The organism is Streptomyces sp. NPDC057617 (assembly GCF_042800555.1).
Taxonomy (GTDB): Bacteria; Actinomycetota; Actinomycetes; order Streptomycetales; family Streptomycetaceae; genus Streptomyces.
Genome location: NZ_JBHVGV010000007.1, coordinates 192,258 through 206,115, shown reverse-complemented (window position 1 = coordinate 206,115; position 13,858 = coordinate 192,258). Strand labels below are relative to the sequence as shown.

Annotated in this window: 14 protein-coding genes; 9 read left to right on the top strand and 5 right to left on the bottom strand. The window is 70.0% G+C overall.

Going from position 1 to position 13,858, the window contains the following annotated elements; genetic code table 11:
* Nucleotides 1–48: 48 nt before the first annotated feature.
* The gene (locus ACFU9P_RS19385) at nucleotides 49–1,509 is read left to right on the top strand and encodes a phosphoribosyltransferase family protein (RefSeq protein WP_384082273.1); all 1,461 of its coding nucleotides are present in this window, start codon (nucleotides 49–51) and stop codon (nucleotides 1,507–1,509) included.
* 39 nt (nucleotides 1,510–1,548) lie between these two features.
* Here the strand turns inward: ACFU9P_RS19385 and ACFU9P_RS19380 are convergent, their stop codons facing one another.
* On the bottom strand, nucleotides 1,549–2,328 hold the full coding sequence (locus tag ACFU9P_RS19380) for a hypothetical protein (protein ID WP_384082270.1): 780 nt from the start codon (nucleotides 2,326–2,328) through the stop codon (nucleotides 1,549–1,551).
* Between the two features lie 277 nt (nucleotides 2,329–2,605).
* Here ACFU9P_RS19380 and gcl point away from each other — a divergent pair, with 277 nt between their 5' ends.
* Nucleotides 2,606–4,375 (top strand): glyoxylate carboligase, encoded by a 1,770-nt coding sequence (gcl, locus tag ACFU9P_RS19375; RefSeq protein WP_384082267.1) that lies wholly within the window; start codon nucleotides 2,606–2,608, stop codon nucleotides 4,373–4,375.
* 367 nt (nucleotides 4,376–4,742) lie between these two features.
* Here gcl and ACFU9P_RS19370 read toward each other — a convergent pair whose 3' ends face one another.
* Both ACFU9P_RS19370 and ACFU9P_RS19365 read right to left on the bottom strand, forming a co-directional pair.
* Nucleotides 4,743–5,633, bottom strand: a complete 891-nt coding sequence (locus ACFU9P_RS19370; RefSeq protein WP_376380690.1) for a 2-hydroxy-3-oxopropionate reductase — start codon at nucleotides 5,631–5,633, stop codon at nucleotides 4,743–4,745.
* A 54-nt stretch (nucleotides 5,634–5,687) separates the two neighbouring features.
* Entirely contained in the window at nucleotides 5,688–6,530 is an 843-nt protein-coding gene (locus tag ACFU9P_RS19365) for a TIM barrel protein (protein WP_376380693.1), read from the bottom strand.
* A 384-nt stretch (nucleotides 6,531–6,914) separates the two neighbouring features.
* Between ACFU9P_RS19365 and ddaH the strand changes: the two genes are divergently transcribed.
* The 7 genes from ddaH (at nucleotide 6,915) to ACFU9P_RS19330 (ending at nucleotide 11,888) form a co-directional block, all read left to right on the top strand.
* Complete coding sequence (gene ddaH, locus ACFU9P_RS19360) at nucleotides 6,915–7,730, top strand: dimethylargininase (protein ID WP_384082262.1); 816 nt, start codon at nucleotides 6,915–6,917, stop codon at nucleotides 7,728–7,730.
* A gap of 95 nt (nucleotides 7,731–7,825) precedes the next feature.
* Nucleotides 7,826–8,134 (top strand): hypothetical protein, encoded by a 309-nt coding sequence (locus tag ACFU9P_RS19355; protein ID WP_384082259.1) that lies wholly within the window; start codon nucleotides 7,826–7,828, stop codon nucleotides 8,132–8,134.
* Complete coding sequence (locus ACFU9P_RS19350) at nucleotides 8,131–8,520, top strand: helix-turn-helix domain-containing protein (protein WP_384082256.1); 390 nt, start codon at nucleotides 8,131–8,133, stop codon at nucleotides 8,518–8,520. Before ACFU9P_RS19355 ends, ACFU9P_RS19350 begins: the two co-directional genes overlap by 4 nt.
* A gap of 137 nt (nucleotides 8,521–8,657) precedes the next feature.
* On the top strand, nucleotides 8,658–9,215 hold the full coding sequence (gene uraD, locus ACFU9P_RS19345) for a 2-oxo-4-hydroxy-4-carboxy-5-ureidoimidazoline decarboxylase (RefSeq protein WP_384082253.1): 558 nt from the start codon (nucleotides 8,658–8,660) through the stop codon (nucleotides 9,213–9,215).
* Nucleotides 9,212–9,562, top strand: coding sequence for a hydroxyisourate hydrolase (gene uraH, locus ACFU9P_RS19340; protein ID WP_384082250.1), 351 nt, complete (start codon nucleotides 9,212–9,214; stop codon nucleotides 9,560–9,562). Before uraD ends, uraH begins: the two co-directional genes overlap by 4 nt.
* A 5-nt stretch (nucleotides 9,563–9,567) precedes the next feature.
* Nucleotides 9,568–10,491, top strand: coding sequence for a factor-independent urate hydroxylase (gene pucL / locus ACFU9P_RS19335; RefSeq protein ID WP_384082247.1), 924 nt, complete (start codon nucleotides 9,568–9,570; stop codon nucleotides 10,489–10,491).
* A gap of 20 nt (nucleotides 10,492–10,511) precedes the next feature.
* Entirely contained in the window at nucleotides 10,512–11,888 is a 1,377-nt protein-coding gene (locus ACFU9P_RS19330; RefSeq protein ID WP_384082244.1) for an 8-oxoguanine deaminase, read from the top strand.
* Between the two features lie 111 nt (nucleotides 11,889–11,999).
* On the opposite strand, the gene ACFU9P_RS19325 is transcribed toward ACFU9P_RS19330, so the two are convergent.
* Nucleotides 12,000–12,851 carry a chitosanase gene (locus ACFU9P_RS19325; protein WP_384082241.1) on the bottom strand — a complete coding sequence of 284 codons (852 nt, stop codon included), beginning with the start codon at nucleotides 12,849–12,851 and terminating at the stop codon, nucleotides 12,000–12,002.
* Nucleotides 12,852–12,997: 146 nt separating this feature from the next.
* Complete coding sequence (locus ACFU9P_RS19320; protein ID WP_384082692.1) at nucleotides 12,998–13,792, bottom strand: chitosanase; 795 nt, start codon at nucleotides 13,790–13,792, stop codon at nucleotides 12,998–13,000.
* Nucleotides 13,793–13,858: the final 66 nt, after the last annotated feature.

Below are 13,858 nucleotides of genomic sequence, written 5' to 3'. Positions count from 1 at the left end.
AAAGAGTTCCCGATACGGGCCGCAGAGCCCCGGCAGAGGAGGCGGATCATGCGCTTCGTCGACCGAACGGCCGCCGGGAGACGGCTGGCCGAAGAAGTGGAACGGATGGATCTTGTCGATCCCGTGGTGCTGGGCCTGCCACGCGGCGGGATCCCGGTCGCGTACGAGGTGGCCCGGGCACTGGCCGCGCCGCTCGATGTGATCGCCGTACGCAAGCTGGGCGTGCCGTACCAGCCCGAGCTGGGATTCGGCGCGATCGGCGAGGAGGGGGTGCGGATCATGAATGAGGATGTGGTCCGCGCGGCCCGGGTCGGCGCGCGCGAGCGCGCGGCGGTGGAGGAGGACGCGCGGGCGGCGCTGGAGCTGCGGCTGCGGCGCTACCGGGGCGACCGCCCGCCGGTCCGGCTCAGGGGCCGTACGGCGGTGATCGTCGACGATGGCATCGCCACCGGCTCCACCGCGTCCGCCGCCTGCCGGGTGGCGCGGGCGCGCGGTGCGGCGCGGGTGGTGCTGGCCGTACCGCTGGCACCGGCCGAGGCCCTGGCCTGGCTGCGCCAGGAGGCGGACGAGGTGGTGTGCCTGTCGTCGCCGGAGTACTTCGGCTCGGTCGGCCAGTGGTACGTGGACTTCGCACAGACCGGCGACGACGAGGTCGCCACCCTGCTGGCCCGAGGCGCGATGCCGGAGGACGGCGGGACCGTACGTACGAGTGCCGCTACGGGCACGAGCAGGGGTACGCGTACGGGCCCCGGAACCGGCCCCGGCACCGGAACCGGAACCGGCACTGGAACCGGCCCCGGGCCCGATACCAGCACCGGTACGGGCATGGGTACGGGTACGGGCATGGCGGACCCCGAGGTCGTGGTGAGCGCCGGGCCGGTCCGGCTGCCCGGGGATCTGGTTGTGCCGGACGGAACGCCGGGCATCGTGGTCTTCGCGCACGGCAGCGGAAGCAGTCGGCACAGCCCCCGCAACCAGGCCGTGGCCGCCGTCCTGAACCGGGCCGGCCTCGGCACCCTGCTGTTCGATCTGCTCACGCCCGACGAGGCGATGAACCGTACCAATGTCTTCGACATAGGACTGCTGGCCGAGCGGCTCACCCTGACCACCCAGTGGCTGCTTCGCGAACACCCCCTGCCGGTCTGCTACTTCGGTGCCAGCACCGGCGCTGCCGCGGCCCTGATGTCGGCGGCCGAGCCGCATATGGACATCGCGGCGGTGGTCTCGCGCGGCGGCCGTCCCGATCTCGCGGCGGGCCGGCTCGCCGAGGTACGGGCGCCCACGCTGCTGATCGTCGGCGGTGCGGACACCGAGGTCCTGCGCCTCAACCGGCAGGCGGCCGACCGGCTGCGCTGCGAGCACCGGGTGGCCGTGGTGCCCGGCGCCACGCACCTCTTCGAGGAACCGGGCGCGCTCGAAGCCGTGGCGGATCTGGCCGGGGAGTGGTTCGCCGGGCACCTGTCCCCGCACGGAGCGCCTCTGGGCCCGCGCCCGGGCCGCGAACGCTGAAGGCCGAACGCTGAAGGCCGCCGGCACTGAAGCGGGATCTCACGCGCCGGCCGAGACCAGCTCGTCCGCCGGGCCGTTGACCGGGCGCGGGGTGCCTGTGAGGTCGAGGACGAAGAGAGGCACGCTCAGTTCGTCCGCGCGGGCGCGGGCCTCGTCGGCGTACCCCGCCAGGGAGAAGAAGACGCTCACCACGGAGGCGTTCAGCCCGTTCAGCCAGAGGCACTCGACGGAGCGCGGGGTGGCCGGGCGGGTCGTCGGGTCGACCTGGGCGAGCACACCCGGGCCGCGCAGGTCGATACCGGCGGGCCTGCCCGCCCTGCCCTCGCCGGTCCGGATGACGCCCTTGAACCCCAGCCAGCGCAGATAGAGCGCGGCGGCCGTCACCGCGTCGTCGGCGGTACGGATCGTCAGCGGGCGGAAGGAGGGGCGCGCCGCCGCAGCGGTCCGGGGCAGCGGAATATGCGCGGGCGGCCCGGCGGGAGGCCGTGCGGGGCCCGCCGCAGGATCACCCGCCACAGGGCCACCCGCCACAGCATCCGCCGCAGGGCCCGCCGCCCCCTCGCGCCGTAGCGGAATCCGCAGCATCGCCCCGCATGCGCAGCCCAGTTCCGGCCGTGGCCAGTGGTCCTCCCGCCCGCAGGCCGCACAGCGGACCCGCACCCACTCCTCCGCCCAACTGCGCTGCGTGACCGGCTCGACCGGAGCGCCCTTGGCCAGCGACGGCGCCACCGGAGCCCCGCACGCGCAGGAGTGCACCGAGGCCACAAAGGTGTGCCTGCGGCCGCAGGACGGGCAGCTCACCGGGACGCTCTCACTCACCCGGCACTCCTTCCCGGCTTCCTGGCTTTCCGGCCGCGCCGCGCCCGCCGCGCTCCGTCATTCCATGGTCCACCACCGGCGAGGCCATGACGAGGGCGCATGACGCCAGGGCGCGGGCCATGGGGGAGCGTCTTCGGCCATCCCTTGACGCCGTACCCGGTCCATCCTAAATTGATTCCGTATCTCAGAACTAAACTTCCGCATTACGGAATCGACTCTCAGGTGGCGCGACAGAGCCCGAATCCGCCGGCCGAAGCAGGAGTACTCCATGCCTCGAATGACCGCTGCCCGAGCGGCAGTTGAGATCCTCAAGCGCGAGGGCGTGACAAATGCGTTCGGTGTGCCGGGCGCCGCGATCAACCCCTTCTACGCAGCACTGAAGGCTTCCGGCGGGGTCCATCACACGCTCGCCCGCCATGTCGAGGGCGCCTCGCACATGGCCGAGGGCTACACCCGTACGCACCCGGGCAACATCGGTGTCTGCATCGGTACGTCCGGGCCCGCCGGCACCGACATGATCACCGGCCTCTATTCCGCGACCGGTGACTCGATCCCGATCCTCTGCATCACCGGCCAGGCACCGACCGCGGTGATCCACAAGGAGGACTTCCAGGCCGTCGACATCGCCTCCATCGCCCGGCCCGTCACCAAGTCGGCGACGACCGTCCTGGAGGCCGCGCAGGTGCCCGGCGTCTTCCAGCAGGCCTTCCATCTGATGCGCTCGGGCCGCCCGGGTCCTGTCCTCGTCGACCTGCCGCTCGATGTCCAGCTCACCGAGATCGAGTTCGACCCCGAGACGTACCAGCCGCTGCCGGTCTACAAGCCGGCCGCGAGCCGCGCGCAGATCGAGAAGGCCCTCGCGATGCTCAACGCGTCCGAGCGCCCGCTGATCGTCGCGGGCGGCGGTGTCATCAACGCCGACGCCTCCGAACTGCTCGTCGAGTTCGCAGAGTTGACCGGGACCCCGGTCATCCCGACCCTGATGGGCTGGGGCGCCATCGCGGACGACCACGAGCTGAACGCCGGCATGGTGGGCCTCCAGACCTCGCACCGCTACGGCAACGCGACCTTCCTGGAGTCGGACTTCGTCCTCGGCATCGGCAACCGCTGGGCCAACCGGCACACCGGAAAGCTCGATGTCTACACCCAGGGCAGGAAGTTCGTCCATGTCGACATCGAACCCACCCAGATCGGCAAGATCTTCGCACCCGACTACGGCATCGCCTCGGACGCGGCGGCCGCGCTGGAACTCTTCGTCGAGGTCGCGAAGGAACTGAAGGCCGCGGGCGAGCTGCCCGACCGCGCCGCGTGGGCCGCGTCCGCGCAGGAGCGCAAGGCCACGCTGCACCGCCGTACGCACTTCGACAATGTGCCGCTCAAGCCGCAGCGGGTGTACGAGGAGATGAACCGGGCGTTCGGTCCCGAGACCCGGTACGTCACCACCATCGGCCTCTCGCAGATCGCCGGCGCGCAGATGCTGCATGTCTACCGGCCGCGCCACTGGATCAACTGCGGTCAGGCGGGACCGCTCGGCTGGACCGTCCCCGCCGCGCTCGGTGTCGCCGTCGCCGACCCCGACGCCACGGTCGTCGCCCTCTCCGGGGACTACGACTTCCAGTTCATGCTGGAGGAACTGGCGGTCGGCGCGCAGCACCGCATCCCGTATGTGCATGTGCTGGTGAACAACTCGTACCTGGGGCTGATCCGCCAGGCGCAGCGCAACTTCAACATCGACTTCCAGGTCAATCTGGAGTTCGAGAACCTCAACTCGCCCGAGCTGGGCGTCTACGGCGTCGACCATGTCAAGGTCACCGAGGGCCTGGGATGCAAGGCGATCCGGGTCACCGAGCCGGACGGGCTGCTGCCGGCCTTCGAGGAGGCGAAGAAGCTCGCCGCCGAGTTCCGGGTGCCGGTTGTGGTCGAGGCGATCCTGGAGCGGATCACGAATATCTCGATGAGCGGTACCGACATCGCGAGCGTGAACGAGTTCGAGGATCTCGCCACCGAGCCGTGGCACGCGCCCACGGAGATCCTGCCGTTGACCTGACCCCCGACCGGTCAGTGGCGGAGGGACACGGCCCCCGCACCGGGCAGGTTCCGGTGCGGGGGCCGTCGTCTGCGTACGTACCGCCGTCCTCGTGCAGCCGTACGACCGTCCCAGTACAGCCGTACGGTCCCGTGCCCGGCCCGCGCCGGGCACGCAGAAGAGCGCGGGGTACGGGAGGGTCCCGTACTCCGCGCTCTTCCGTACGCCGTACGCGCGTGGCCTCACGTACGGCCGGGTGGGTCCGGGCGGCGGCAGCGCCTGGGCGCGACAGGACAGGTGTCAGCGCTGGCGCCGCCCGGGTTCAGGGGGCCGGTGCCCGGTCGGGACGGCCGGAGTGTCCGGCTCGGTCGGATCTGCTCACCGACGGTCAGACCTGGTCACCGGAGAGGCGCTCGACGGAGCGCAGCAGCGCGGAGTGGTCCAGGCCGCCGTCGCCCTGCGCGCGCAGGGAGGCCACCAACTGGGCGACCACGGCGCCGACGGGAAGCGCGGCCCCGACATTGCGCGCGGCGTCCGTGACGATGCCCATGTCCTTGTGGTGCAGATCGATCCGGAAGCCGGGCTTGAAGTCCCGGTTCAGGAAGTTGTCCTTCTTGCGGGTCAGTACGGTCGAGCCGGCCAGCCCGCCGTTGAGGACGTCGAGGGCAGCCGTGAGGTCCACCCCGGACTTCTCCAGGAAGACCACGGCCTCGGCGCACGCCTGGATGTTCACCGCGACGATGAGCTGGTTGGCGGCCTTCACCGTCTGGCCCGCGCCGTGCGGCCCGCACAGCACGATGGTCTTGCCGAGCGCCTCGAACAGCGGCTTGGCCGCGTCGAAGTCGGCCCGCTCACCGCCGACCATGATGGAGAGCACCGCCTCGATGGCCCCGGCCTCGCCGCCGGAGACCGGGGCGTCCAGCACCCTGATGCCCTTCCCGGCCGCGTTCTTCGCCAGATCCACCGAGGTCTGCGGGGTGATGGACGACATGTCGATCAGCAGCGCGCCGCTCCTGGCGTTCTCCAGGATGCCGTCCTCGCCGTACGCGATGGCCTCGACCTGCGGGGAGGCGGGCACCATCGTGACGATGACATCGGCGTCCCCGACCGCCTCGGCGACCGAGCCCGCGACCGAGCCGCCGGCCGCGGCCAGCCGGTCGAGCTTGGGCTGCTCCAGGGTGTAACCGGTCACCGAGTAACCGGCCTTGATCAGGTTCTCGGACATGGGCGAGCCCATGATGCCGAGGCCGATCCACGCGATCTTGGGAAGATTACTCATGAGGTGGCCTCTTTCAGCACACGCGCGCGCGTCTCGACACGCCCGTGAAGGTGGTCAGTTGGCGAGCCAGCCGAAGGCGTCGGCGCTCGGGCGGTCGCCCGGCTTGTACTCCAGGCCGATCCAGCCGGCGTAACCGGCCTTCCGCAGCCGCCCGATGAGATCGTCCAGCGGCAGCGCCCCGGTGCCCGGCGCGCCACGGCCCGGGTTGTCCGCGATCTGTACGTGGCCGGTCTTGTCGGCGTACCGGTCGATGACCCCGGGCAGGTCCTCCCCGTTCATCGACAGGTGGTAGAGGTCGAGCAGGAACGCGGCGTTGCCGAGCCCCGTGGCCTCGTTGACCCGGTCGACGACCTCGATCGCGGCCTCGGCGCTCACCAGCGGATAGCGCGGGGACTCCGGTTTGTTGAGCGTCTCGACCAGCAGGGTCGCCCCGGTCTCGTGGGCCGCGCGGGCGGCCAGCACGAGATTGTCCAGGGCGAGGGCGTCCTGGACGTCCGGGGCGACACCCTCGACGCGGTTGCCGTACAGCGCGTTGAGCGCGCGGCAGCCCACGGAGTCGGCGAAGCCGGCCGCGACCTCGATATTGGCGCGGAAGCGCTCGGATTCCTCACCGGGCACGGAGAGCGCGCCGCGGTCGGGTCCCGGAAGCTGTCCGGCGTAGAAGTTCAGCCCCACGAGCTGGGTGCCCGCGTCGTCGAGCGCCTTCTTCAGCGCAGTCAGCTCGGCCTCCGGCGGGGTGGGGGTGTCGATCCAGGGCCACCACAGCTCCACCGCGCCGAAGCCCGCCGCCGCGGCGGCCGCGGGGCGCTCCAGCAGGGGAAGCTCGGTGAAGAGGATGGACAGGTTCACATCGAAGCGCTGCTCTGTGCCGCGCCCGTTCGTGGAGAGAGGGGCCATGAGGAGTCAGGCGCTCCTTCCGTATTGCGGAAGTCATCTTCTGCTTGATGGAAAGCCTGCCTGTGGGGCTCCTGGGCTGTCAAGAGGTGACGGGGGAAGACGGCGGAAATCCGGGGCTTCGCGGTGCCCCCTCCGTGCGGTGGACGGCCGGACGCAACGAACCGCCGCCGAACGGCCCCGCCACGTCGCATTCTTGCGTCAGCACGCAACATCCGCGGCTTGAGGGCCGTCTCGTCCGGTTCTTATCGTTGAGGCATCCCGTTTTTTCCTTCAGGCGCTCCGCCGCAGCTCCGTCGTGTTCCCCCGTCGCATCCCCCTCGCGTTCGCCCCATCGCGTTGCCCTGTCGCATTCCCGTCGCGTTCCCGTCGGCGAGAGGAAACCCCGTGCCGCCTGTCCGCGTGCCCCGGCCCCGGCGCTATCTCACCTGCGAACCCCGCCACTTCGCCGTCAGTTACGCCATCAACCCCTGGATGCGTCTGGACGAGCCCGTCGACACCGCCCTCGCGCGCGCCCAGTGGGAGTCGCTCGTACGCGCCTACCGTGGCCTCGGCCATACGGTCGAGACCGTCCAGCCCGTCGCGGGACTGCCCGACATGGTGTTCGCCGCCAATTCCGCGCTCGTTCTGGAGGGGAAGGTCTTCGGCTCCCGCTTCCACGCGGCGCAGCGGCAGCCCGAAGCGGGCGTGTACGCGGCGTGGTTCAAGGAGGCGGGGTACGAGACGCACACCCCGGACGCGGTGTGCGAGGGCGAGGGGGACTTCGTACCGGTCGGCGGGCTGATCCTGGCCGGCACCGGCTTCCGCACGACCGTCGCGGCGCACCAGGAGGCCCAGGAGTTCTTCGGGGTGCCGACGGTCGCCCTGCGGCTCGTGGACCCGTACTTCTACCACCTGGACACCGCCCTGTTCGCCCTGGACGACGAGAACATCGCGTACTACCCGGGGGCGTTCTCGCCCGGGAGCCGCGGTGTCCTGGAGCGGCTCTTCCCGCAGGCGCTGATCGCGAGCCGCGAGGACGCGATGGCCTTCGGGCTGAACTCCGTCTCCGACGGGCGCCATGTGATCGTCGCGCCCGAGGCGGTGGGGCTCATCGGGCAGCTCGCCCGGGACGGGTACGTACCCGTGCCCGTCGATCTGTCGGAGTTCCACAAGGCGGGCGGCGGCGCGAAATGCTGCACCCAGGAGATCCGCGGCTTGTGACGGGGAGGCCGGCCGCGGTAGGTCGTGGCCGGTCGAAGCGCGTTTCCCTTCGGTTAGGGTCGTCTCGACCCGGGGCGCGGCGCGATGGAGGCACAGTGCGACTGAGAGTCGAGTTCACGACCGAACCGTTCGACCTCGACGAGGCGCCCGCGCACGCGGTGGTGGCCCGTGAGGTGGTCATGGGCGCCGCGCTGGACGCCGTCGACGTGGGACCCTTCGGCAATACGGCGGAGGGCGGCGCCGAGGCCGTACTGAGCACGGTGGACACCGTGCTGCGGCGGTCGCTGGCGGCCGGGGCGACGCGGGTGTCGCTCCAGATCAATGTGATCGGGACCGACGGGACGGAAGGGGCCGGGAGCGGCGATCACGGGGCGGACGGCGCGCGTGCGGAGGCCGGGCGGTGAGCGGGCCGCCGGACGATCCCTTTGTGACGGCCGTCAAGCCGCTGGTCGACGCCATCGGCGGTGAACTCCTCGCACCGCACGAGGCCCGCCCCGACGATGTCGTACTCGCCTGGGAGGGCGAGAACGTCCTCGCCGTACGGCTGCCCCAGCTCTCGGAGTCCCTGGACCACATCCTGGCCGGACTTGAGCGCCGGCACGGCATGCCCCTCGCGGACCTGGACCGCAAGACCAAGCAGTCGGTCGTACGGACACTGGAGGCACGCGGCGCCTTTTCTGTACGGCACGGTGTGGAGACGGTGGCGAGCGCCCTCGGGGTCAGCCGCTTCACCGTCTACAACTACCTCAACCGCGAGAACGCGGCGAAGGGCGATCAGTCGCCGGCCTGAGGCGCGAGGCTTGAGGCACGAGGCTTGAGGCACGAGGCTTGAGGCGCTTCAGAGGGAGGGGGCGTCGCCGTATCGCCGTACGGTCGTATACAGGGCTTCAACAAAGTGTTGACGATGGAGTGCCGAGGGCGTTAGCTATGCGCAGCCCCCCCAGCACAGCCACGGAGGCTCCCGTGACGTCGACACCGGCTCCGACACCGGGCCTGGTCCGGTTCAACACCCTGTCCGACAGTGCGTTTCTGGCCCTGCTGCACGAGGTGTGCGCCAGTGAGGCATGGGGGAGGAAGCTGCTCGCCCGCCGTCCGTACGCCACCGAAGAAGGCCTTTTCGCCGCCGCCGACACCGTGATGGGTGAACTGGCCGACACGGATCTGGCCGAGGCGATGGCCGGGCACCCGCCGATCGGCCGGCCGAAGCCCGGAGACCCGGTCTCGTCCCGCGAGCAGCGGGGGATGGCCGGTGCGTCCGGGGCGCTCAGGGCCGAGATGCTCGAACTGAATCTGGCGTACCAGGAGCGGTTCGGACATGTCTTCCTGATCTGCGCGACCGGCGCGACCGGCGAGGAGATGCGCGACGCCCTCAGGGAACGGCTTGCGCACACGCCCGAGCGGGAGCGCGCCATCGCGCGTGCCGAGCTGGGCAAGATCAACCGCATCCGGCTGGCCGGTCTCGTAGCGGAAGACAACCACTCATGAGCGCCGGCACCGCGTCCACCGCTTCGGTGTCCACGCACATCCTGGACACCAGCACCGGGCGCCCCGCCGCGGATGTCGCCGTCTCGCTCGCGGCCCGCACCGGTACCGACGAGGCATGGCAGACGCTCGGCGGCTCGCGTACCGACGCCGACGGGCGCTGCAAGGATCTGCCGGCCCTGCCGGAGGGAACGGTTCAGGTACGTCTCGAATTCGCGACCGACGCGTATTTCGACAACGGTGCTTTCTTCCCGGAAGTGACGGTCACCTTCACCGTCGTCGCCGGCGAGCACTATCACGTACCGCTCCTGCTCAACCCGTTCGGCTACTCCGTATACCGAGGGAGCTAGCAGAAATGCCCACGATGCTCGGCCAGAACCAGTACGGCAAAGCGGAAACCCGTGTCGTCAGGATCACCCGGGACGGCCGTACCCACCACATCAAGGACCTGAACGTCTCCGTCGCGCTCCAGGGTGATATGGCGGACGTCCACTATTCCGGCTCCAACGCTCATGTGCTGCCGACCGACACCACCAAGAACACGGTGTACGCGTTCGCCAAGGAGTACGGAATAGAGTCGGCCGAGCAGTTCGGCATCCATCTCGCCCGGCATTTCGTCACCAGCCAGGGACCGATCCATCAGGCGCGCATACGGATCGAGGAGTACGCCTGGGACCGTATCGCCTTCGTGGACGAGCCCTCGCATGAAGCGGGCCCCGACGCGCCGGCGCACTCCTTCGTCCGTACGGGACAGGAGACCCGTGTCACCCAGATCACCTTCGACGGCGAGATCTGGGAGGTCATATCCGGCCTCAAGGACCTGACCGTGATGAATTCGACGGACTCCGAGTTCTGGGGCTTCGTCAAGGACAAATACACCACGCTCCGCGAGGCGTACGACCGTATTCTCGCCACCGAGATCTCCGTGAGATGGCGCCATCACTGGTCGGGCGACGACGAACCGATGCCGGACTGGGACGATTCGTACGCCCGGACGAAGCGGCACATCCTCCGTGCCTTCGCCGAGACCTATTCGCTCTCGCTCCAGCAGACCCTTTACCAGATGGGTTCGCGCGTCATCGAGAACCAGGGCGAGATCGATGAGATCCGTTTCTCCCTGCCGAACAAGCACCACTTCCTGGTCGATCTGGCGCCCTTCGGGCTGAAGAACGAAAATGAGATATATATCGCGGCCGATCGCCCCTACGGTCTGATAGAGGCGACCGTTCTGCGCGACGGAGCCGAGCCCCGCATCCCGCTCGACCTCACCCAACTCTGAACGCAGGGAGCAGAACCGCCATGGCGGCTTCGCGCATCGTCATCGAGAACTGCGCCATCGCGACCGTGGACGCCCTCGACACCGAGTACGCCTCGGGGCATGTGGTTGTCGCGGGCAACCGGATCGAGTCCGTCGGCCCCGGCGCGGCTCCGGCAGGTCTCGACGGAGTGGTCCGCCGCATCGACGGCACCGGCCATCTCGTCACCCCCGGCCTGGTCAACACGCACCACCACTTCTACCAGTGGATCACCCGCGGCCTCGCCACCGACCACAATCTCTTCGACTGGCTGGTCGCGCTCTACCCGGTCTGGGCGCTGATCGACGAGCCGATGGTACGGGCGGCCGCGCGCGGCTCACTCGCGATGATGGCCCGCGGCGGGGTCACCACCGCCATGGACCACCACTACGTCTATCCGCGCGGTACGGGCGATCTGTCCGGCGCGATCATCGGGGCCGCCGCCGAGACGGGCGTACGGTTCACCCTCGCCCGGGGCTCCATGGACCGTGGCCGGTCCGACGGCGGACTGCCCCCGGACTTCGCCGTCGAGACCCTCGACGCCGCGCTCGCCGCCACCGAGGAAACGGTCGACCGCCACCACGACAGCGCCTTCGACGCGATGACCCAGATCGCGGTCGCGCCCTGCTCGCCCTTCTCCGTCTCCACCGATCTGCTGCGGGAAGGGGCGGAGCTGGCACGCCGCAAGGGCGTACGGCTGCATACGCACGGCAGTGAGACCGTGGAGGAGGAGCAGTTCTGCAAGGAGCTGTTCGGGATGGGCCCGACCGACTACTTCGAGTCGGCCGGCTGGCTCGGCTCCGATGTGTGGATGGCCCATTGCGTCCATATGAACGACTCGGACATCGCCGCGTTCGCCCGTACCGGCACGGGAGTCGCGCACTGTCCGTCCTCCAACGCCCGGCTCGCGGCCGGCATCGCCAGGGTCCCGGACATGCTCGCGGCGGGCGTCCCGGTCGGCCTCGGGGTCGACGGCACGGCCTCCAACGAGTCCGGCGAACTCCGCACCGAGCTGCGCAACGCCCTGCTCATCAACCGCCTCGGCGCGCATGGCGAAGCTGCCCTGAACGCCCGTCAGGCGCTGCGCCTCGGTACGTACGGCGGCGCCCAAGTCCTGGGCCGCGCGGGGCAGATCGGCTCGATCGAGGCGGGCAAGCTGGCCGACCTGGTGCTCTGGAAGCTGGACACCCTCGCTCATGCCTCGATCGCGGACCCGGTGGCGGCGCTGGTTCTCGGCGCCGCCGCGCCCGTCACACTGTCCCTGGTCAATGGGCGGCCGGTGGTCGAGGACGGGCGTCTGACCAGGGTGGACGAGGACGCCATCGCCCGCTCCACCCGTGCCGAGGCGCGGCGGCTCGCACGGATCGCCGCGGAGTCCTGAACCTGTCTTCAACCACCTGGGCCGGCGCGGGAAGGATCCCGCGCCGGCCTGTTGGCTCAGTGGCCGGTCGGCTCGCGGGCCGGTCGGCTCAGCCGATACGCAACGGCTCGCTCAGCCGATGTGGAAGCTGTCGCCGTAGACCTTCCAGTCCAGCGGCGGATCCAGGTTCAGATTGCCCTTGTTGAGGAACACCCGCTGCGCGGTGTCCACCCGGCTGGTGTCCTCGTGCGCCTCCTCCTGCTTCATCGCCCAGACCCGGGCGTCGAGGAAGGCGTGCAGATACTGCCTCTCGTCGCCGCCCTGGGCCGGGGTCTTCGCCTTGGCCAGGGCGCGCTTGCGGATATTGCCGAAGCTGGTGCTGTCGCCGCCGTCGCCGTGCATCACGATGGCGTCGTAGTACGCGAACTGCCCGAGCGTGCCGAGCCCGTCCTGCTTGCCGCGGCTGACGGCCGGGTTGAAGTAGACCCGGTCGCGTTCGTCGTTCTGAGCGGTCTTGAACGCGGAGTCCTTGGCGGCCTGCTTCCAGGCCGAGGTGAAGCCCGGGTCCAGGCCCTGGTGCGAGTCCGTGCCGTCGACCTTGCGCAGGGCGGGCAGATACGAGGCGAGCGGGTTGCCCGGCTTGCGGCTGGTGTACAGCTCGACGAGGTCGAGCATGTCGCCCGTACCGGAACAGAATCCGATGATGCCGGCGGTGTAGCCGCGGCCGTCGCCGATGTCCTCGATGTAGCCGTACTGGGCCTTCCAGTCCAGCGAGGAGTTCTCGGCGCTGGAGACGAGCTGCATGGCGATCTCCTTCTTCGCCGGGTCGTCGAGTCCCGCCGCCGCGGCGGGGGCGGCAGGGGCGAGGGCGGTGGCGGCGGCACCGGTGGGGTTCGGTGCCGCGTTCGCCAGGGTGGTGGCGGTGACGGGAAGAGCGATCAGCGTCAGTGCGAGCAGGACAGTGCGTACGTGGGGGGTGGGCACCCTGACCTCCGTGGGGGAGAGTTCCTGGTTGCGCTATCTGTTAGGAAGCTTTCCTACCAAAGGCGAGAGGTGTCGTATACCCGTTCGGGTGTGAAGAGGGCGTGAGGGCTGGACAGTTGACTACAAGTCGACCGCTCCGGTGGGTGCTACTTGCCGGCGATGTGGTAACGGTCGCCGTACACCGACCAGTCGAGCGGGGGATCGAGGTCCAGATTGCCCCGATTGAGAAAGACCCGCTGGGCCGTGTCGATCCGGCTGGTGTCGGAATGGGACGGCTCGTCGCGCATCGCTGCGGCCCGCGCGTCCAGGAACGCGCCGAGATACGCGGTCTCGTCGCCTCCGCGAGCGGGCGGCTCGGCCCGGCGCAGGGCGCGTTCGCGGATCGTACGGAAGCCTGCCGAGCCCTTGGCGTCGGCGTAGCCGTGCATCACATAGGCGTCGTAGTAGATGAACTGCCCCAGCGCGCCCAGACCGTCGGCCTTCGCCCGTGCGACGGCCGGACCGAAATAGATCCGGTCGCGCTCCGCGTCCTGGGCCTGCCGCATGGCCGGGTCCTCGGCCGCCTTCTTCCAGGCGTCGGTGAAGGCACGGCCGAGCCCTTCGTGGGACGCGCTGCCCTCGACCGCGCGCAGCGCGGGGAGGAAACGCTCAAGCGCGTTGCCGGGGCGGGCCTTCGTGTACCGCTGGACGACCAGTCGGAGATCGCCGCAGCCGGTGCAGAATCCGACGATGCCCGCGGTGTAGCCGCGGCCGTCGCCGATGTCCTCGATGTAGCCGTACTGCGCCTTCCAGTCCAGCGAGGAGTTCTCGGCGCTGGAGACGAGCCGCATTGCGATCTCCTTCTTCGCCGGATCGTCCAGCGCGGCCGGCGCCTGCGGGGCGCCGATGCCGATGCCGGTGCTGGTACCGCTGCTGGTGCACGCGGTGCCGATGACGCACATCGCCAGCACCGCCGGGACCCGCAGCAGTCTGCGGAGCGCGTGGATCACGTACCGGCCCTTTCCCCC